This window comes from Rothia sp. HMSC036D11, assembly GCF_001814205.1.
GTDB classification, from domain to species: Bacteria; Actinomycetota; Actinomycetes; order Actinomycetales; family Micrococcaceae; genus Rothia; species Rothia dentocariosa.
Genome location: NZ_KV815315.1, coordinates 59,413 through 80,088, shown reverse-complemented (window position 1 = coordinate 80,088; position 20,676 = coordinate 59,413). Strand labels below are relative to the sequence as shown.

Annotated in this window: 15 protein-coding genes; 4 read left to right on the top strand and 11 right to left on the bottom strand. The window is 51.2% G+C overall.

All coding sequences use genetic code 11. The annotated features are described in order from the left end of the window. Nucleotides 1-796: 796 nt before the first annotated feature. The 3 genes from HMPREF2958_RS08555 to HMPREF2958_RS08545 all read right to left on the bottom strand — a co-directional run bounded on the left by HMPREF2958_RS08555 (nt 797) and on the right by HMPREF2958_RS08545 (nt 3,257). Nucleotides 797-1,120, bottom strand: a complete 324-nt coding sequence (locus HMPREF2958_RS08555) for an ArsR/SmtB family transcription factor (protein WP_238382359.1) — start codon at nt 1,118-1,120, stop codon at nt 797-799. 388 nt (nt 1,121-1,508) lie between these two features. Further along, nucleotides 1,509-2,399 carry a fumarylacetoacetate hydrolase family protein gene (locus HMPREF2958_RS08550; protein ID WP_070534999.1) on the bottom strand — a complete coding sequence of 297 codons (891 nt, stop codon included), beginning with the start codon at nt 2,397-2,399 and terminating at the stop codon, nt 1,509-1,511. 159 nt (nt 2,400-2,558) lie between these two features. After that, the gene (locus tag HMPREF2958_RS08545) at nt 2,559-3,257 is read right to left on the bottom strand and encodes a lipoate--protein ligase family protein (protein ID WP_048755307.1); all 699 of its coding nucleotides are present in this window, start codon (nt 3,255-3,257) and stop codon (nt 2,559-2,561) included. A gap of 252 nt (nt 3,258-3,509) precedes the next feature. On the opposite strand from HMPREF2958_RS08545, the gene HMPREF2958_RS08540 reads away from it, so the two are divergent. Further along, nucleotides 3,510-5,009, top strand: coding sequence for an anion permease (locus HMPREF2958_RS08540; protein ID WP_070697663.1), 1,500 nt, complete (start codon nt 3,510-3,512; stop codon nt 5,007-5,009). A gap of 339 nt (nt 5,010-5,348) precedes the next feature. Further along, the gene (locus tag HMPREF2958_RS08535) at nt 5,349-6,824 is read left to right on the top strand and encodes a glycoside hydrolase family 1 protein (RefSeq protein WP_070697662.1); all 1,476 of its coding nucleotides are present in this window, start codon (nt 5,349-5,351) and stop codon (nt 6,822-6,824) included. 112 nt (nt 6,825-6,936) lie between these two features. Here HMPREF2958_RS08535 and HMPREF2958_RS08530 read toward each other — a convergent pair whose 3' ends face one another. Continuing rightward, nucleotides 6,937-7,995 carry a GNAT family N-acetyltransferase gene (locus HMPREF2958_RS08530; RefSeq protein WP_070697661.1) on the bottom strand — a complete coding sequence of 353 codons (1,059 nt, stop codon included), beginning with the start codon at nt 7,993-7,995 and terminating at the stop codon, nt 6,937-6,939. Then, on the bottom strand, nt 7,992-10,880 hold the full coding sequence (uvrA, locus tag HMPREF2958_RS08525; protein ID WP_004004787.1) for an excinuclease ABC subunit UvrA: 2,889 nt from the start codon (nt 10,878-10,880) through the stop codon (nt 7,992-7,994). The genes HMPREF2958_RS08530 and uvrA overlap by 4 nt, the downstream gene beginning before the upstream one ends. Before the next feature lie 177 nt (nt 10,881-11,057). On the opposite strand from uvrA, the gene HMPREF2958_RS08520 reads away from it, so the two are divergent. Continuing rightward, nucleotides 11,058-11,831, top strand: a complete 774-nt coding sequence (locus tag HMPREF2958_RS08520; RefSeq protein WP_070697660.1) for an MBL fold metallo-hydrolase — start codon at nt 11,058-11,060, stop codon at nt 11,829-11,831. Nucleotides 11,832-12,443: 612 nt separating this feature from the next. Here the strand turns inward: HMPREF2958_RS08520 and HMPREF2958_RS08515 are convergent. Both HMPREF2958_RS08515 and HMPREF2958_RS08510 read right to left on the bottom strand, forming a co-directional pair. Continuing rightward, nucleotides 12,444-14,156: a formate--tetrahydrofolate ligase gene (locus tag HMPREF2958_RS08515; protein WP_048755301.1), complete on the bottom strand. Its 1,713-nt coding sequence runs from the start codon at nt 14,154-14,156 to the stop codon at nt 12,444-12,446. Nucleotides 14,157-14,383: 227 nt separating this feature from the next. After that, nucleotides 14,384-15,424 carry a zinc-binding dehydrogenase gene (locus HMPREF2958_RS08510; RefSeq protein ID WP_070697659.1) on the bottom strand — a complete coding sequence of 347 codons (1,041 nt, stop codon included), beginning with the start codon at nt 15,422-15,424 and terminating at the stop codon, nt 14,384-14,386. Nucleotides 15,425-15,604: 180 nt separating this feature from the next. Between HMPREF2958_RS08510 and HMPREF2958_RS08505 the strand changes: the two genes are divergently transcribed. After that, nucleotides 15,605-15,958, top strand: a complete 354-nt coding sequence (locus HMPREF2958_RS08505; RefSeq protein ID WP_246828094.1) for a MerR family transcriptional regulator — start codon at nt 15,605-15,607, stop codon at nt 15,956-15,958. 211 nt (nt 15,959-16,169) lie between these two features. Here HMPREF2958_RS08505 and HMPREF2958_RS08500 read toward each other — a convergent pair whose 3' ends face one another. The 4 genes from HMPREF2958_RS08500 to nrdI form a co-directional block, all read right to left on the bottom strand. After that, nucleotides 16,170-16,658 (bottom strand): CTP synthase, encoded by a 489-nt coding sequence (locus HMPREF2958_RS08500; RefSeq protein ID WP_238382356.1) that lies wholly within the window; start codon nt 16,656-16,658, stop codon nt 16,170-16,172. A gap of 230 nt (nt 16,659-16,888) precedes the next feature. Continuing rightward, on the bottom strand, nt 16,889-17,866 hold the full coding sequence (nrdF, locus tag HMPREF2958_RS08495; protein ID WP_004004796.1) for a class 1b ribonucleoside-diphosphate reductase subunit beta: 978 nt from the start codon (nt 17,864-17,866) through the stop codon (nt 16,889-16,891). Between the two features lie 126 nt (nt 17,867-17,992). Beyond that, the gene (gene nrdE / locus HMPREF2958_RS08490; protein WP_070697658.1) at nt 17,993-20,173 is read right to left on the bottom strand and encodes a class 1b ribonucleoside-diphosphate reductase subunit alpha; all 2,181 of its coding nucleotides are present in this window, start codon (nt 20,171-20,173) and stop codon (nt 17,993-17,995) included. Further along, complete coding sequence (gene nrdI, locus HMPREF2958_RS08485; RefSeq protein ID WP_070697657.1) at nt 20,146-20,676, bottom strand: class Ib ribonucleoside-diphosphate reductase assembly flavoprotein NrdI; 531 nt, start codon at nt 20,674-20,676, stop codon at nt 20,146-20,148. The genes nrdE and nrdI overlap by 28 nt, the downstream gene beginning before the upstream one ends.

Genomic DNA, 20,676 nt, shown 5'->3' with positions numbered 1-20,676 from the left:
CACATCCTCAAAAAAATTGTGGCTGGGTGAATAAAATATGGAAGCACGATTCGTTCCCACCTCGTAGGTTCATGCATCTCAGATATCCAACGCTGGAATCCCAGATACCCCTACGGTTAGTAATGGCGGGAATTTATCGCTTAGTAGCTACTCTACGATGATTCAAAATATTTAGCGATTCACCCGCGACATATATAACCATTTATTAATAAACAACTCTGTGGATTTTATTCAAAACATTAAAGATATTAGACTTTCGAGTTTACATTTAAAAACTCAACTTCCACGCAAAACCATCCTTAAGAATTGCACCCAAAAGACTATATTTAGATAACGCACACAATGACACACGCCCTATACACTTTGAATACAACAGAGACCCTTATACAGAACCCGCCCGGCGCATCCTCATAGAGTACGCCGGGCGGGTTTATAGTCTAAAAAATTGCTTATGCTGCGTGCTGGCATGTGGGGCATGCGCAGTCATCACATGCGCAGTTGGCGCAAGAATCATTGCAGTGTGCGCATTCGCAAACCGCATGGTTACAGGTCGGGCAGGTGCAGTTATCGCAGGTGCAGTTGACGCACAGGTCAGAGCAGTTACCACATGAGCATGCGTTGCACTCATCGTAGTGTCCTTCGTGCTCGCGGTGTGCGTGCCCGTCATGCAGGTAGTCTACGTGATCTAAGTGAATGACTGCCTGGTGACCACATGCAGGTCCGTGGGTGTGTGCATGGCTTTCGGAATGACGGTGGGGTGCAACGGTGGTCATGATCTCTCCTCAGATAAACCGAGCTAATCGCCGGTGTGTTTCGTATGTTCGTGCACATCCTTCACAATGTGACTGATGTGATGGTCTAACAATTTATAGATAGTGGTTCTGCCGTGCTGCTCCCCTTCAACAACATGCGCCTCTCGAAGGATGCGCAAATGATGCGAGGCGAGCGGCTGCGAAATACCCAAGCAGGTATGCAGTTCGCTCACACTATGTGGACGCTCTACCAAATGGTGTGCAATCGCAAGTCTTAACGGATTAGCGAGTGCTGAGAAAATTGCTACGGATGCACCGAATTCTTGTTCCCAGTCTCGTGGTTCCGTCTGACCTGAACCGTTATCCATAAACATAATTTTATATAAACACCTTTTTATATGTCAATACGCTACAAACTTCTCACCAAATTGTGACATTAACGTACTGACTGGGCGTTTTCCTCCTTTACATGAAATATGGACTGTCCAAAACCTCACAGTCCTCTTAAACTATGCGAGCCCCATCGTTTCCGTTTATTCTCACTCTAGCAGGCACCCTTCTCCATCAAACCTTAGGTTACGTTTCCTAATACCTCCATCGCCCACAAAGGTTTCAGGTCGATAAAAGTACCTGCATCCTCTCCTTTGCATGGGCGAGAATGCAGGCACCTTAAATACAAAGCCAGGAACGAAAGCGCAGACCATACAAGACTGCATTTTTTGCAGCGTTTACCTAGCCATCTGAATAAACCTTGTCTTATCCGCTATAAGGCTGCGAGCACCTGTTACTGATAGCGCCAATTCCTTCAATGCGGGTTACTAGAATCTGCCCAGGCTTAAGCCAGTTCCGTGGGTGCAGTGAAAGCCCTACTCCGGCGGGAGTTCCGGTAGCGATGAGGTCGCCGGGTTCTAGGGTCATGAACTGCGAGATATATGAGATAAGCTGTGCAGAAGTAAAAATCATGTCAGAGGTATTACCGTGCTGACGTATCTCGCCGTCAACTTCGCAGGTAAGATCAAGTCCGCAGGTAGGGTCAAGCTCGTCCGTCGCCACAATATAGGGACCAAACGGTGTCATGCTATCCCAGTTTTTACCCTGGAACCATTCGCTGGTACGTCCCTGCCAGTCGCGCACCGAAACATCGTTGAAAATGGTGTACCCCAGCAGTCCAGCGAGCGCTTCTTCTTCGTCTACCCGGCGCATCTTTTGCCCAATAACAAGGCAAAGTTCGACCTCCCAGTCTATTTTTGTGCTTCCGGTTTCGTTTGCAGAAGGCATTTGAATTTCTTCATTGGGGCCGATGAGCGCATTCGGATATTTCGTGAAGATGGTGGGATATTTTGGGATTTCGAGTCCCATTTCTCCGGCATGATCGCGGTAGTTGAGCCCGGCACAAAGGACTTTTCCAGGGCGGTCCAGCGGTCGTACGAAAGGTAGGGTATTCCAGAGTTCTTCGCCGTGCCCTAGTGTTGTAGAGCCGTTTTCGCGGAGGATGCTCACCGCGTTGGCAGGGTTGCCGAAGTTGGTGCGGTAACGGCTGTAGAACTGGAGTAGGGGTGAGAGTTTTGCGGGGAGTTCATAGATGGTTTCTTCGTGCATGCAGACGGCGCGGCGGCCTTTGTCGTCTTGGATTTGTCCCCAGCGCATATGCTCTCCTTGAGGTGTGAGGGCGGTCATATTACCAGTCTACGGTGAACTTGTCTTTATTGTCTCGCTAGGGGTGCCGTGCAGCTGCATGGATTATGTGGGAACCGCTGGCTGTCTTAGCTAGTCATAAGGCGGGAACGCCGCCTTGGTGCATAACGGCTATTTGAAGCCGTTCTGTGCATAAATCTCTAAAATCGCGTCTTCCAGGTCTTCCATGAGCAGAGCGGGGTTTGCGTCTTCAGCGGCACCTACAGTTGCAGGGTTAAGGGGCATGCCGAGAGCATCGTATACTCGCGAGGTAATCTCGCGTAGAGATGCCGAGTTATATACAACGATTCCGGTGCTGAACCACCAGCCACCCTGAATAACGCGCTGTGCGGTCCCCACAAGTTTGATGCGCTCCCCAGAGTGTTCGCCGCCTAGCCGAGCGTATACGGAGTATTCACCCGGGCAGTATTCTTGGGGGATTTCGCCGACTGCCGCATCCACCCCGACGAGTTGCAGGGCTTGGGCGTACATTTCTCCGAAAAGTTTGTAACGCAGGTTGTTGCCGGTTTTTGCGTCTTCGGCGGGCTGAAAATGATCGATGACGAGGCAGCCGGTGTGGTAGGCGGCCGCGTGACCGCCTACTTTACGCACGAGTATGTCGTACCCAAGATCACGGCACGCCTGCGCGGCAGCGGTAAATCCTGGATTGAGCTCATCGCGACGGCCGAAGGCGACGGTAGGGTTCGGTTGGTAGATGCGCAGGGTTGCGGGGCGTTTTCCCGCAGCGACCTCGCGCAGCATTGCCACGGTATCGTCGTGGTGCATCAGAAGTTCACCGGATTTTGGGCCTTGTTCACGAAGGATTTCCACGGATTTTATTCTACCGGGTTGGCCCATCATTCCCGACTGTTCAGCGAAAGTAAGGGAAACCAAAGCAGCCCTGTGTTTTTGCGGGCAAACCCTTTTCTGAAAGGTGAGTCTAGACGTAAACTTAAAACGTCTGAACGGTATTCCCACATAAGCCATCAGATACCAACACATTCACAGCATAAGAACGCTGACGAAACCGTATGCACACTGTACGTGTGCGCCTATCAAGTTTCGTTTCAAAGGAGTACGGACATGAGCCAATCGTCCTCGACATCCGAGTCCGATGCCACCGCTCGCAATGAGCAATCGCAACCTCCCGAAAAACCCAAGCAGACTAATACTGTTCTCATCGTCAAAGTTGCGGTGATTCTCGCGATTACTATAGCCATCTGGTTTATTCCCGTACCTCCAGGGGTGGAACCACGCGGTATGCATATGCTCGCTATCTTTGCCGGTACTATCCTAGGTCTTATCTTCCAGCCGCTGCCAACCCCATCAGTGGCGCTTATTGGTCTCGGCGCTGCAATGATCACCGGTACCATGAACGCGAAAGAAGAAGCGCTTAAAGGCTTCGGCAACGACTCAATCTGGATTATTGTTGCCGCGTTCTTTATTGCCGATGGGTTCCTCATTACCGGGTTAGGAAAGCGCATCGCCCTATTGTTTGTGCGCATGCTCGGTAAGTCTTCTCTCGGGCTTTCTTACGGTATGGCGATCACAGATCTCGTGCTTGCACCGGCTACTCCTTCAAATACGGCTCGCGCGGGTGGCGTGATTTACCCGATTATTCGCTCTCTTGCTGAGGTGAATGGCTCTACCAACGAGACCCCCGAGAAACGCCGCAAGCTAGGCTCTTATCTGCTCATGACTGAGGCGCAGGTCAATACCATCACCGCCGCAATGTTCGTGACAGCAATGGCTGGTAACCCGCTGGCTCAAAAATTTGCTCAAGAAAAAGGTCTGCACCTGGACTGGGGCACTTGGGCACTTGCCGCGTTAGCCCCCGGCCTGATTGCCCTTGCTATTATGCCTTGGTTTATCTCGAAGGTATACCCGCCGACTATCAAGCACACCCCTGATGCTCCCGATCATGCACGCAAAGAGCTTGCCGAGATGGGCCCCTTAAGCGTGCCGGAATGGATTATGCTCGGTACCTTCGTACTGCTGTTAGCCCTATGGATTGGCGGCACGTCCTGGGGTATTAGCGCGACCAGTGCAGCCTTCTTCGGCATCGCAATTCTTCTCGTGACTAAGGTGCTCACCTGGAAAGATATGGCGAATAACTCCAGTGCTTGGTCCACTCTCATTTTCTTCGCGGTGCTTGTGGGCATGGCGGATCAGCTCAAGAAACTCAAGGTTGTTGATTGGGTAGGTGACCGCGCCGCACACAGCGTTGCGGGTATGTCCTGGCCGCTCGCCTTTGGCATTCTGATTCTGGTGTACTTCTACATTCACTACATGTTTGCTTCTAACACCGCGCAGATTGTCGCCCTCTATGCTGTATTCCTGGGGGCAGCAATTTCGGCGGGTACTCCCCCAATGTTCGCCGCACTTTTCCTCGGCTTTACTGGAAACCTTATCGGCGGTATCACTCACTATGCCTCTGGACCGGCAGGGGTGTACTACGGATCGGGGTATTTCAGTGTGGGCGAATGGTTCAAGCTGGGTTTCTTGTCTTCGCTCGTGAATATTATTATTTGGGGTGTTGTGGGCACCGCGTGGCTATTCGCTCTCGGATACGCTACTCCCTAGTGAGCGCTCGCTAAGCTCTTCCGATCTATTCAGCCACATAAGCTCCGGGCGCTGAATCCTAGAAAAGGGTTCACGCCCGGGGCTTTTTATTTCTGCCGACATTCTGCATGCTGCCTGCACACCCAAAAAGCGCCCAATACAGCGCGGCGTAAACAAAGCCGATACACCAGGGTTCTAGCGTTGAAACTTAAGCCATCTTCCGTAATCTTACTGCTCATCCCTGCAGGAATATGCACTAAAACTGTTAGGGTTGTTGTACAACAACGGCGATGTGGTCCATCCGCCATATACGTATTCCCCATCTAAGCATTAACTGTCCGCCATCTACGGAAGAGCCCCATGCATCAAGACCAGCATTTCACGCATGACACCCAATCGCTGCCCATCATCAAGCCCCACCTGCACGGTGCGTTTCCCCCAAATTTTCTGTGGGGCGGCGCTTCCGCAGCCAACCAATGTGAAGGTGCCTGGGATGAAGGCGGCAAGGGTCCCAGTATTCAGGATGTACTTCCTCACGGAGGGCTGAGCCCACGAAGTGCCGCGCCCACGCCCGATAACCTCAAACTTGAGGGTACCGATTTCTACCACAGCTACCCCGAAGACATCGCTCTCCTTGCGGAAATGGGGTTCAAAGTATTCCGGTTCTCCATCGCCTGGTCACGTGTCTTCCCAAACGGTAACGAAACAGAACCAAATGAGGAAGGCCTCGCCTTCTACGACCGTGTGCTTGATGAACTTGAAGAATACGGCATCGAACCGCTCATCACTATCAGCCACTACGAAACACCACTTTACCTTGCAGAACAATACAACGGCTGGGTAAGCCGCGATCTTATCGACTTCTACGAACGATACTGCCGGGTACTCTTTGAACGCTACGGCCACCGCGTAAAATACTGGCTCACTTTCAACGAAATCAATTCGGTGCTGCACCTACCGTTTATGTCTGGCAGTATTAACACCCCCAAAGATCAGCTGAGTGAGCAAGACCTCTACCAAGCAATTCATCATGAGCTTGTCGCCTCAGCGCGCGCCACCCGTGCTGCCCACGAGCTCGCACCTCAAGCCCAGATTGGCTGCATGATTTTAGCAATGCCAACCTATCCGCTCACACCATCACCCCAGGATGCGCTCGCCGCTCTACACGCCGAACACGCGAACTTTGCCTTCGGCGACGTGCACGTTCGTGGAACCTACCCCGGATATTTCCTACGCATACTCCACGAAAAAGGTATCGAGCTCAACATTACCGAACAAGATCGGGAAGACCTCAAAAATACAGTCGATTTTGTCTCATTCAGCTACTACATGTCCACCTGTGCCAGCAGCGACCCAAGCAGCGGCGAAAGCAGCGAAGGTAATATTCTCGGTGGAGTATCTAACCCAACATTGACCGCTTCCGAATGGGGATGGCAGATCGATCCTGTCGGGCTGCGTATTGTACTCAACCAGTACTGGGACCGCTGGCAGAAACCTCTTTTCATCGTCGAGAACGGCTTAGGCGCACGCGACGAACTTGTTGAGGTCGATGGTGAAATGACCGTGATCGACGATTACCGTATCGATTATCTACGGGCACACCTGGAACAGGTGCGCGAAGCTATTGCCGATGGCGTGCAGCTACTCGGTTACACTACGTGGGGCTGTATCGACATGGTTTCGGCGTCTACAGCGCAGATGTCGAAACGCTACGGTTTCGTCTATGTAGATCGTCATGACGATGGCTCGGGGTCACTCTCCCGTTACCGTAAGAAGTCTTTTGATTGGTACCGTCGAGTGATCACATCTAACGGTGCGGAGCTTGAGAACTCCTAGTAAATCTTGTGAGAAATGCGGGGTTGGTCTTCGGGTAAGTTTCCGAAAGACCAACCCTGTATTGTGCGCGCTCGCTGAAATTCTCTGACTCTCGCCGAAAATTTTACGAACTTTACGATGCTTCATCGAGCGGCATATCGTGCATGCTCGTTGAGACAAACTCCCACCATGTAGGGATGAATCCGGCTGCCAAAGCCACGCGCTGTGAGAGCACATGCGAAGGACTGGTTCCATAAAATGGAAGATACCCATCGGCAAGAACCATTCGGGAAAGTTCATATACAAGATGCGTAGCAAGTCCTCGTTGTCGTACCTGTGGCAGCACGTCAATACCGATTTGACGCATCAGTGGCGAATCGTCACTTGCACCCGCCATTGCTAAAGGTTCTGCTAAAGCAAGGTCGGCGTCAGAGTCAAACGCGGCAAGGACCATAATATCGGGGCGACGATCACTAAACCCTAAAGCGTTCGCATACCGTGGATCATCGCGAAAACGCTCGTACTGCTCAGGTTGAAGGAGCTCTATTCGCACCGAGAGTTCCGAAACCGCCGTATCATCTTCGTCTGCCTCTAAAGCATCTGCCGAGGCGTTCGGCGCTTTCGTCACCGTGCGAAGACCACAAATATGTTGCCGTAAGGATTCTCGAAGAACGCCGCTGTCTACCCGGCGCATCATACCGATTCCGGGTACCGCACATTTAACCTCTTGCGCCGGAACATCCGGCGGAACCACAGATTCAAGCAGGTTACGTGAAGGCGTGTAACATACGCTTGTTCCGCTCACCTGCTGGCTGTAAGGGGTCAAGAGTTCATTCAGCTGGCGTAACGGTGCATAATCGCCCAGCCAATTTGAGAGATCCCCACGCATATACTCAGTGGCCGTTTTCAAAACCCGGGGATACTTTGCGCAAAGCAACCCCACGCCCAGATAGTTACCTACCCGAAGTTCCCAGGTATCAGCGTTGCGGCGGCGGGATGCGCTCATCTCTTCCGCTGGAAGCTGCAGTGCACTCAAGACCTCAGCACCCAGATTCTGTGCTTGAGAGATAGCTCCCGCAGGTAAACAGAAATCTGCCTCTAACTGAGCAGCAAGAATATGGCGTACTCTGTCGAGAGTTGTTACAGCACCGCGCATTTGCGCTCGCGGATGATTACCTGAAATATGACTCACACCAAAAGTTCCTTGATGAAACGTCCGGTATGAGACTCCTCAACCTGTGCGACGTCTTCAGGCGTTCCTTCGGCGATTACGGTGCCTCCACCATCGCCACCTTCCGGACCCATATCAATAATCCAGTCGGCACATTTAATGACATCAAGGTTGTGTTCAATTGTGATAACGGTATTGCCCTTATCAACGAGAGACTGAAGCACAGTTAAGAGCTTACGGATATCCTCAAAATGCAGACCCGTTGTAGGCTCATCAAGCACATAGATCGAACGACCGTTAGAACGCTTCTGCAGCTCTGCGGCAAGTTTCACGCGCTGCGCCTCACCACCTGAAAGCGTGGTTGCGGGCTGCCCTAGACGAATGTAGCCAAGCCCCACATCAACCAGCGTGTTCAAGTGCCGAGCGATCGGGGTGAAGGCCGCAAAAAATTCTGCAGCTTCCTCCACCGGCATTTCAAGCACATCAGAAATAGTCTTACCTTTGTAATGCACTTCGAGGGTTTCGCGATTATAGCGTTTTCCCTGGCAGGTTTCACAGGGCACATACACATCCGGCAAGAAGTTCATCTCAATCTTGAGGGTACCGTCACCCGAGCATGCTTCGCATCGACCGCCTTTAACGTTGAACGAGAACCGCCCGGGCGTATATCCGCGCACTTTAGCCTCATTCGTCTCGGCAAAGAGCTTACGAATATGGTCGAACACGCCGGTGTATGTCGCAGGATTCGACCGCGGAGTACGCCCAATAGGCGATTGGTCAACGTGAATAACCTTATCCAGATGTTCCAGACCGTCTACCTTCTTGTGCCGTCCTGGAACCTGTTTTGCACCGTTGAGTTTATTCGCCAGTGAGGTATAGAGAATATCGTTCACGAGGGTTGATTTACCCGATCCCGATACGCCTGTGATCGCGGTAAAAACACCTAGGGGGAAGGTAACATCAACATTTTTGAGGTTGTTCTCGCGAGCTCCATAGACCTTTAACACACGTTTACGGTCATGTGGGCGGCGTTTCTTTGGAACTTCAATAGAGCGCCGACCCGCCATATAATCACCGGTTATCGACTTTTTATTGGACAAAAGTTCTTTGTAAGTGCCCGAATGGACGATTTCACCGCCGTGTTCGCCCGCACCTGGTCCGACATCAACAATCCAGTCGGCTTCCCGCATCGTGTCTTCGTCATGTTCCACTACGATGAGGGTGTTTCCCATATCGCGTAGCTTTGTCAGGGTATCGATTAGACGTCGGTTGTCGCGCTGGTGCAAACCTATAGAGGGCTCATCCAACACATAAAGCACGCCAACGAGCCCGGAGCCAATCTGGGTTGCCAGTCGTATGCGCTGGGCCTCACCGCCCGAAAGCGTGCCAGCAGAGCGTGATAACGTCAGGTAATCGAGCCCTACGTCCAAGAGGAATTGCAAGCGTGCATCAAGCTCTTTAAGTACCTGGTCGGCAATCTTAGCCTCACGAGGAGTCAGCTTTAGGGCGCGCATAAAATCTAAGGCGGTACGAAGTGGCATAGCGGTTACATCCGCAATGGATTTACCCTCAATTTTGACGCTGAGAATAGTAGGGTTCAGCCGCGCACCGTGACATACCGGGCATGCAACCTGACGCATATATTGTTCGTAGCGATCACGCGCAAAATCAGATTCAGTTTCTTGATGTTTACGCATGATATTGGCTTTAACACCCTCAAACCCGGAAGTATAGCGGCGTTCGCGTCCAAAACGGTTGCGGTACGAGACCTCAACTTTAAAATCTTTGCCCTCCAGAATTGCTTTGCGAACTTTGGCAGGAAGATCTTTCCACGGAGTGTTAAGATCAAATCCGAGCTCTTCGCCGAGACCTGCAAGAAGACGCAGCCAATACTCGGTGGTAGATTTTCCCTGCGACCACGGAGCGATAGCGCCTTCACCCAGAGTCATATCTGGGTTGGGCACTAAAAGATCCTCATCAACTTCAAGCCTGGAACCAATACCATCGCAAGCCTGGCATGCGCCAAAGGGCGAGTTGAAGGAGAAGGCGCGCGGCTCAATAGTATCCACCTGCAGGGGGTGGTTGTTGGGGCAGGCAAGGTTTTCACTAAATGTTCGGGTGCGTTCGGGTGAATCTGCCTGTACATCTACGAATTCGATGAGCAAGCGGCCATCGGCTAGTCTGAGTGCGGTCTCCACGGAATCGGTCAGTCGCTGGTGAATACCCTCCTTAATCACGATACGATCTACCACAACGTCAATGGTGTGTTTGTATTGTTTCGCTAGTTTAGGAGGATCCGAGAGTTGAACTGTTTTTCCGTCCACCCGGGCACGCGAATAGCCCTGTGTCACCAAGTCTTTGAACAGATCAACAAACTCACCTTTGCGAGCTGATACCACGGGGGCAAGAACCTGCAAACGCGTACGTTCGGGGTATTCCAGCAGTGCATCGACAATCTGCTGCGGGGTTTGCTTGGTAATTTCTTCACCGCACACTGGGCAGTGCGCACGCCCTACACGAGCCCACAGCAGGCGCATATAATCGTAAATCTCGGTTATGGTGCCTACCGTCGACCGCGGGTTTTTTGAAGTAGATTTCTGGTCGATAGAGACCGCTGGCGATAGCCCCTCAATAAAATCAACATCAGGCTTATCTACCTGCCCAAGGAACATACGCGCGTAGGAAGATAGTGATTCAACGTACCTGCGCTGTCCCTCTGCGAAGATGGTGTCAAAAGCAAGTGAAGATTTACCAGATCCCGATAGCCCTGTAAAAACCACCATTGCGTCACGTGGAATCGTAAGATCAACGTTCTTGAGGTTGTTTTCGCGAGCACCCTGCACACGAATGCTGCTAAGGTCATTTGAACGCAAAGGGGCGGTTGCTGATCCAGCACGGGGAGGCATCGAAAATCCTTTCGTCTATCTTCGAATCTACATTCTACGCTCTTTCGGCGGGGATAGCATGCTTTATGATGCGGGTTTGACTCGTGGCGAACGTTTTTCCTGGTGACTTTCATTCCCGTTACCCCCTTATACCTGCCGCTAGAAACGGGATATACACCGCATCAGTACACTGGATATATGGCTACTTATCCCGAATCAACTCTTATCTTCGAAAATCCGGAATTTACAGTACGTGCCCTAAGCGTCTCAGACATGGATAACAGCGTCTACCTGATCACGATTCGCCATACTGGTGAGCAAATGCTGATCGATCCCGCTTATGATACAGAAGCACTGTATACCTTCACGCTTGAGGCAATCATGCAGGACTGTCCAAACCTAGCCCTTACAGAAGAGAACGACCGCCGAGTGCGCATTCTCGAATCTGAAGAAGATTTCGAGCCTATCCCCCGCCGTGCTCTTGGCGTGACGGGTATTATGGTCACCCATGGGCACTGGGACCACATTCGTGCTCTGCGCGAGCTTGAATCTCTCACCGGTGCCATTACTTATGCAGGATCCGCGGACACCGAGGCCATTCGTGCGCAAGAAAATTTCACGGTCGAAAACGAGTTAAACGGCGGCGAAGTTTTTGATTTTTACGATACAGAGCTGCAGGTGCGCGCTATTTCCGTTCCCGGGCATACTCCCGGATCCATCGTATATTCTGTGCAGACCACATGGGAAGATGACTCCCCTGCTACCTTGCTTTTCACCGGCGATGCGCTCTTCCCCGGCGGCGTAGGCAAGACCGATTCTCCCGCGCAGTTTGGCGAACTTTTCTCAAACGTTCTTGAAAAGCTCTTTGGAAACTTTGATGATGAAGCGATTGTGCTTCCGGGTCACGGGCGTTCCACAACATTAGGCACCGAGCGTCCGCACCTTGAAGAATGGGGTTCACGGGGCTGGTAGCCCAGTACATCCTGTAGGCTTTCTAGCAGCACAAGTCTGGTTAAACAAAACGACCGCGCTACCATAGCGCGGTCGTTTTATGACACCCGGGGGTATCTATCACTCACTCAAACACAAGCAACTCGAGGACAATTCATGAAACCTTCGATCACTTGATAACTCAAGTTTAGCCTACTTTTGGGTCGGTTTTCTACATGGTTTTCACTCTCCAAAAACCTTAGATAAGCTGAGCGCATATTTGTAACCATTCTGTTATTTTTACCCCGCATGAAAGCAGGGCATTTAAATACCAATCGAGATTTTATTGATTTTTGTATGGCGTAAATCACTAAAACTTTTTTCTGGAAGTTCCGCGTCATACAGCCATTTTTCAAGGTATACCCCTAAATAACAGTATTGTTAAACCCGCGTAATCATGCGGGTTCTATACACCAATTGGTCTGTTTGAATGGTTTTTTCGCAACACACACGAAATCGGTAAAAACTACCCCTCGGTACAGCCCGCGAAGACACAGAAAAGGTGCCGTGCGCATCCCAACATAACGAGGATGCCCACGGCACCTTATCAAGCTTGCCTTCGTCTTTTATGGGCGAAATATGACCCAGAAACCACTACGAAAGACCGATCATCGTACCGTTTTCATCAAAGCCAATACGCTCTGCAGCAGGGCTCTTGCTCAGACCGGGCATGGTGCGCATCGTGCCGCAAATAGCGTAAACATAACCGGCACCTGCGGCAAGACGAACCTCGCGCACAGGCAAAGTCCAGCCGGTGGGTGCACCCTTGAGGGAAGCATCAGAAGAGATCGACAGGTGGGTCTTTGCAATCACCACAGGTAGATGCGAATACCCCAGATCGGCAAAACGCTTAAGCTGCTTTGCCGCTGCGGGAGCAATCGAGATACCGTCTGCCCCGTAAACCTTAGTAGCAACCTTCTCAAGCTTAGTTTCGAGAGAATCCTCAAGATCATAGGTGTACTCCAGGTTCGAAACGTCGTCGCAAGCCTCAGCAACCACATTTGCCAGGTCAATCGTACCCTTGCCACCCTCAGCAACACCATGATGGATAGCTACGCGAGCGCCAGCCTCTTCGGCAATACGGCGAATAGCTTCATGCTCAGAATCGAAATCGGTGGGGAACGCGTTAATAGCCACCACCGGCTGCACACCGAAGTTACGCACAATCTCAATGTGCTTCTTCAGGTTAGTAGCCCCTGCTTCAACGTCGGCAGGGTTCTCTTCAAGCATGCCTTCGGGCAGAGGCTTGCCCGGTACGATCTTGTACAGCCCAGAGTGGGATTTGAGGGAACGTACGGTGACAACCAGCACAGCGGCATCAGGCTTCAGCCCTGAGATTCGGCATTTAACGTTAAAGAAACGTTCAGCACCCATATCTGCACCGAAACCTGCCTCAGTAATCACGTAGTCGGAGTATTCCAAGCCAACGTAGTCAGCGACAACTGAGGAGTTGCCGGTAGCGATGTTCCCGAAGGGTCCCGCGTGAATAAGTGCCGGAGTGTGTTCGAGAGTCTGAAGCAGGTTGGGGTTAATGGCATCCGCCAGAATAACAGCCATTGCGCCATCAGCCTTCAAATCGGCGGCGGTGACTGCCTCACCATCGTAGTTCAGACCGATAACAATCTTCGCCAAACGTTTGCGCAGGTCCTCAAAGGAGGTTGCCAGCGAAAGAATCACCATGATTTCAGAGGCACTGGTAATATCAAACCCGGTCTGTCGGGGCACGCCGTCAATACGCTCACCCAGACCGACTACGATGTTGCGCAGGGAGCGGTCGTTCATGTCGATAACGCGGCGCCACTCGATAGCACGGGGGTCGAGACGCAGGTCATTACCCTGGTGCAGGTGGTTATCGATCATGGCGGCCAAAAGGTTGTGGGCTGCGGTAACGGCGTGGAAATCACCGGTCAGATGCAGATTTAGCTTCTCCATGGGAACTATCTGCGAATAACCGCCGCCAGCGGCACCGCCTTTAATACCGAAGGTTGGTCCCATGGCAGGCTGGCGAAGCGCCAGCGCAGCTTTACGTCCGGTCTGGGCGAATCCCTGTGCTAGCGAGACAGAGGTTGCGGTCTTACCTTCGCCGAGCGGTGTGGGAGTTACAGCGGTAACGACAATGTACTTGGAACCGCGCTTTTGGGCGGTTTCTGCGTTGGTGCTTTCGTCGAGCAGGACCTTGGCAACATATTTACCGTAGGGCTCCAAACGATCTTCGCTGATGCCGTTCTCGGCGGCTATTTCGGTGATGGGCTTAAGCTCAGCAGCGAGAGCAATTTCGAGGTCGGAAGGGAAAGGCTTGTTCGTCATCATTGTCCTTAACAAGTAGAAACCAACAGTTCCATATCCCATTCTATGCTCTAGCTCACGGATTGTCGCCTAAATTTATATGTGAGATATACGGCGAGGAAAATATGCCATCTTGCGGAAGGTCTCTTGACACAATGTTCCCAGGTCAAAGACGAAGCAACTCCCACGCTCATGATTCAGTTGTTCATGCTCGCAGGAGTTTCTTCGCTCGACAGTAAATATAGTTACTACATCGTCAGCAGCACCTTGGTCGCGGTACGCTGATCCATTGCCTCATAGCCCTTGGGCGCTTCGTCGATGGGCAATACTAGATCGAAGACCTTACCGGGTTCAATCTCACCCTTGTAAATCAGGTCAATCAGGGTCGGCAGGTATTTACGAACCGGCGCGGGGCCTCCTTCAAGATGAACCTGTTTGTCGAAGAGCACATCGGTACCGATCGAGCTGTCGTGGGGCACGCCTACGAAACCGATGTAACCGCCGTGACGTACGCATCCGAGGGCTTGGTCAAAGGCCTGCTGAGTACCAACAGCCTCCACCACGCCGTGCGCTCCCACCCCGTCAGTAAGCTCTAAAACCTTGGCGATACCTTCTTCGCCGCGTTCTTCCACCACATGAGTTGCGCCGAACTGCTTAGCCAGCTCTTGGCGCTTGGGGTTGCGAGACATCATGATGATCTTCTCAGCGCCCAGCTGCTTAGCACCAATAACTGCGCCCAGACCAACGGCACCATCGCCAACTACAACAATAGCCTTACCCGGGCCGGCCTTGGCGGCGTCGGCTGCGTACCAGCCAGTCCCCAGCACATCGGATGCTGCCATCAGATGAGGAATCTGCTCTGCGGTAGGGTATGCGGGAGTCTTAACCAAAGTGCCGTCTGCGAAAGGAATACGGGCGTATTCCGCCTGGGTACCGTTCGAGCGCATACCAATGGAATCATCGCCTGCAGCAATGGCCTTAAGGCATCGTGACGGGTAACCATCCCGGCAGGTTGCACACTCACCGCATGAGATGCAGAAAGAACCAACGACAAAGTCACCAGGCTTGACGGTCTTAACATCGTCGCCAACTTCGATAACCTCACCGATATATTCATGACCCATCTGCTGATGGTCTACAGGCTGCGCGCCACGATAGGGCCACAGGTCAGAACCGCAAATGCAGGATGCGGCAAGTTTAATAACGGCATCCGTGGGTTCCAGGAGGGTGGGCATGGGGCGGTCTTCTACGACGACCTTACCGGGTTCTTCCATAATGACTGAACGCATTAGCTGTACTCACTTTCATGTAAATTCTTTAGGTTTTAACCAGTCGTTGTATTAGAGTACGCCCTTCGAGTTACTCGAAAGCAAGCACCATGGAAGATAAAAGCTATGTTATTCCACATCTATTTTTGAGAATAAAACTTAGTATCTTATACCTTTGGGGTGCCGTGAGATACTGGAATTATGAGTTACAGCGTCAAAGAAATCTCAGAAAAGCTTGACATAAGCCCGCATACGGTACGGTATTACAGTGACAAAGGCCTTATTCCCACTGTGCAACGAGATGAACATGGACGGCGTGTTTTCACCGAAGAATGCGTGGGGTGGTTTGAAACGATTCACTGCTTACGTGCATGCGGTATGAGCATTAACGATGTCAAGGCCTATGTAGACCTCAGCCGTCGTGGCGTGTCTACAGCATCAGAGCGTTTACACATTATCGAATATTACGCACACGTTGCCCGTCAGCAGCTACTTGATGTTCAGCGAAGGATTTTGATTTTGTGGACCGAAAAATTGCGTACTACCAAGATTTAATGGCGCAAGAGAATAAGAAGCATGCATAACCTAGCGCTCAATTTATTAGTGAATATCGAATATAAATCGGGGTACCTCACACCATTTTAGGTGAGGTACCCCGATCATTATTCCTCTCAGAGAGTATGTGTGAAAGACCCGTCTACCCAAGCTATCTTTTGATACTCTCTAGCATTGGATCTCGCCACCTTACACAGGCTGGATCTTCTTCTTATTCATGAAGGGTTACCTGCGATGCAGGAAGCTGCTGCACCTTCAAGGACGATGCAGGAGCATTGGTGTAAACCCTTACCTTAACGGTGCGCCCTTCCATGGTGCACTTATCGGGCGCTCCAAGCACGGATCCCTCAACAGTGGCCACGTGGAGAGTACCGTTACTTTCAGCAGCTTCGGCACGTACATCAAAACAAGTTGCGGTACCGGTCGGTACGCTAAAGGTAATCTCATGATCACCCGTCACCTCATAATCCGACCAGTTAACAACATGTTCATGTTCCAAGGGGACGGAGTTCGAATCATGTACTGCCGGAGCTGAGATACCTGCATCCGAGCTAGTTGCCGGAGGAATGACCGGAACGAACGCCTGCACATAGGCAGAAGCTGCGGGGGCGGACAGCATCGAAGCGCCCAACGCGAGAGAGACGGCACCGACCCCGACCAGGGTGGCACGCCGAACGGCTGACAGCGTAGTCTTAAACATGAGCATCGCTCCTTTGCTCGACAATTGCTTGCACCTCCACCCTATAAGTTTTTAAATCTCAAGTGAAGAGTTACATAAAGATGACACACCCAAGATTTAAAAAAATTTTTACGAGTCTCCTAGACTCCCCTGAATTTGACGCACAAAACCCGTATATTCCCTATGTTTTCAAGGAAATATACGGGTTTCTTAAAGTTATATCTTCCTGATCTCAGGATCAGTTTTTGAGACTAAAAATCCCAGTCCTCATCCTCAGTGTTCACGGCTTTACCGATCACATAAGATGAGCCAGATCCCGAGAAGAAGTCGTGGTTCTCGTCGGCGTTGGGCGAAAGAGCCGATAAAATAGCAGGCGAAACATTGGTCACGCTCGCGGGGAACATCGCTTCATACCCCAGGTTCATGAGAGCCTTATTCGCGTTGTAGTGCAGGAACTTCTTGACGTCTTCGCTCCAGCCCACACCGTCATAGAGTGAATGCGTGTAGGCTACCTCATTCTCATACAATTCGTACAGCAGGTTGAAGGTGTACTCCTTAAGTTCTGCCTGCCGTTCCGGGCTCTCTTTTGCTAAACCACGTTGGAATTTATAGCCAATGTAGTAGCCGTGAACAGCCTCGTCACGAATAATCAGACGAATCAGATCGGCGGTATTCGTCAGTTTAGCGTGTGCCGACCAGTACATGGGCAAGTAGAACCCTGAGTAGAACAGGAAGGACTCCAGCAGCGTAGAGGCAACCTTCTTCTTGAGCGGATCATCCCCCGTGTAGTATGCGAGAATAATCTTCGCTTTCTTCTGCAGGTGCTCATTTTCGGAAGCCCAACGGAAGGCATCGTCAATCTCTTTAGTCGAACTCAGAGTCGAGAAAATCGAAGAATACGACTTAGCGTGCACCGACTCCATGAAGGCAATATTGGTGTATACGGCCTCTTCGTGGGCGGTGACTGCATCAGGCAAAAGAGACACAGCACCAACGGTGCCCTGAATAGTATCCAGCAGAGTCAGCCCCGTAAAAACACGCATGGTCAACTCTTTTTCTTCTGCCGTCAAGGTCTTCCATGAGGGAACATCATTGCTCAGCGGAACCTTTTCAGGCAACCAAAAGTTACCGGTCAAACGGTCCCATACCTCAAGATCTTTATCATCTTCAAGACGGTTCCAGTTAATAGCCTCAATCGGGTGGTCGACGAGGTGCACTTTTTCACTCATGTGTATCTCCCAGATTGGATGTCACGCCCACACAGGCATGTAATATTTTCTAAGTTACCAAGCGAGTCTGTTTCGGGGTACAAGAAGAACCTCTTGCACCCCGAAACCCGTAAGATGCTGACTCATTTACAGCATGCAGGATACGCAGCCCTCAACTTCGGTGCCTTCAAGAGCCATCTGACGCAGGCGAATGTAGTAAATAGTCTTGATACCCTTACGCCATGCGTAAATCTGGGCACGGTTAATATCGCGAGTGGTCGCAGTATCTCGGAAGAAGAGAGTCAAGGACAATCCCTGATCCACATGCTGCGTTGCCACGGCATAGGTATCAATGATCTTCTCGTACCCAATTTCATAGGAATCTTGGAAGTATTCCAGGTTATCGTTCGTCATGAACGGTGCCGGGTAGTAGACTCGCCCCAGCTTACCTTCCTTACGAATCTCAATCTTAGAAGCAATCGGGTGGATCGAAGAAGTCGAACCGTTGATGTACGAGATAGATCCGGTGGGCGGAACGGCCTGCAAGTTCTGGTTGTACATGCCGTATTGGGCTACATCGGCGGCAAGCTGAATCCAGTCTTCGCGGGTCGGAATATGATGCTTAGCAAACATCTCACGCACCCGTTCGGTCTGCGGTTCCCATTCCTTCTCAATGTACTTGGCGAAGAACTCACCGTTAGCGTACTTTGAACTCTCAAACCCTTCAAAGGTCACGCCGCGCTCCTTGGCGATCTCCATGGAAGCGCGAATAGCATGGTACGTCACCGTGTAGAAGTAAATATTGGTGAAGTCCAGACCTTCTTCGGAACCGTAGTAAATGTGCTCACGCGCCAAGTACCCGTGCAGGTTCATCTGCCCCAGACCGACCGCATGGCTCATATCGTTACCGCGTTCGATAGACGGCACGGAACGAATATCGGATTGGTCGGAAACTGCGGTAAGCGAACGAATAGCGGTTTCGACGGTTTTTCCTAGGTCATCACCGTCCATGGTCATTGCGATGTTGAGAGACCCAAGGTTGCACGAAATATCTTTCCCAATTTCGGCGTAGCTCAAATCGTCATGGTAAATCGACGGCTTTGAAACCTGCAGAATCTCCGAACAAAGGTTAGACATGATGATCTTGCCTTCAATCGGGTTAGACCGGTTAACCGTATCCTCAAACATCACGTAGGGATACCCGGACTCGAACTGCACCTCAGCAATAGTCTGGAAGAACTCGCGCGCGTTGATCTTGGTCTTGCGAATCCGCGAGTCATCCACCATTTCGTAGTACTTCTCAGAAACGTTGATATCTGAGAAAGCTACTCCGTAGATACGTTCTACATCGTAGGGCGAGAACAGATACATATCTTCGTTACGCTTTGCCAGCTCGAAGGTAATATCAGGAATCACAACGCCCAAAGACAGGGTCTTAATGCGCACCTTCTCGTCCGCGTTTTCACGCTTAGTATCTAAGAAAGCATAAATATCGGGGTGATGCGCGTGCAGGTAAACCGCGCCTGCACCCTGACGAGCACCCAACTGATTTGCATATGAGAACGCATCCTCAAGGAGCTTCATCACAGGTATAACACCGGATGATTGGTTCTCAATCTTCTTGATGGGAGCCCCAGACTCACGTAGGTTCGTGAGGGCGAACGCAACACCACCTCCACGTTTTGAAAGCTGCAGGGCAGAGTTGATGGAACGGCCAATCGACTCCATATTGTCCTCAATACGCAGCAGGAAGCAGGAAACGAGCTCACCACGCTGCTTCTTACCAGCGTTCAGGAAGGTCGGGGTTGCGGGCTGAAAACGACCGGAAATGATCTCATCTACGATCTCTTCTGCAAGTTTTCCATTGCCTTCAGCAAGAAGCAGAGCCACCATGCATACACGATCCTCGAAACGCTCCAGGTAACGCTGACCGTCGAAGGTCTTGAGCGCGTAGGAAGTGTAGAACTTGAAGGCGCCTAGGAAGGTGGGAAAACGGAACTTGGCAGCATAGGCACGTTTGAAAAGAGACTTCACAAAGTCAAAACTGTACCGGTCGAAGAGTTCCGGCTCGTAGTACTGATTCTCAATCAGGTACTCGATTTTTTCTTCGAGATCGTGGAAGAAAACCGTGTTGTTATTAACATGCTGAAGAAAATACTGACGTGCGGCTTGACGGTCGGCGTCAAATTGGATCATGCCGTTTTCATCGTAGAGATTCAGCAAAGCGTTCAGCTCGTGGTAACTCATACCTTTGAACTTGTCAGGTACCGCTTTGGAGCTGTGTCCGGCACCGAGAGTCTCTAGCGCTGAAGGCAGTTTTGCGTCCAAAATTCTTCCAATCCTTTGTTTACTTTTTCGACATCTGAGGAGGTTCCCATAAGCTCGAACTTGAAGAGCAAGGGAACATCGCATTTCTTCGCCACAATATCTGCTGCGATTCCGAAGAGAGATCCGAAGTTTGTATTTCCCGATCCGATAACGCCGCGAAGCTGGCGACGGTTCTCTTCGTTGTTCAGGAATTTGACTACCTGCGGGGGAACATTGCCTGCACCTTCAGGCTTCCCGTATGTGGGTACGCACAGCACATAGGGTTCGTGCATAACGGGAGTCTCATCCTTAGTTCGCAGAGGAAGGCGCACGTTTCGTGCCCGTAGTTTCTCAACGAACTTATGAGTGTTGCCTGAAATTGAGGAGAAGTAGACAACGAGCGGCGAATCCTTACCCAACGAGCTTTGAGTCGCTCGGCCCTCAGCGGCATCACGTGTCTGAAGAATAATCTTCTGAATCTCAGCGTTCTCATGCGTAGGATTTTGTGCGAGGGGGGTGCTCAT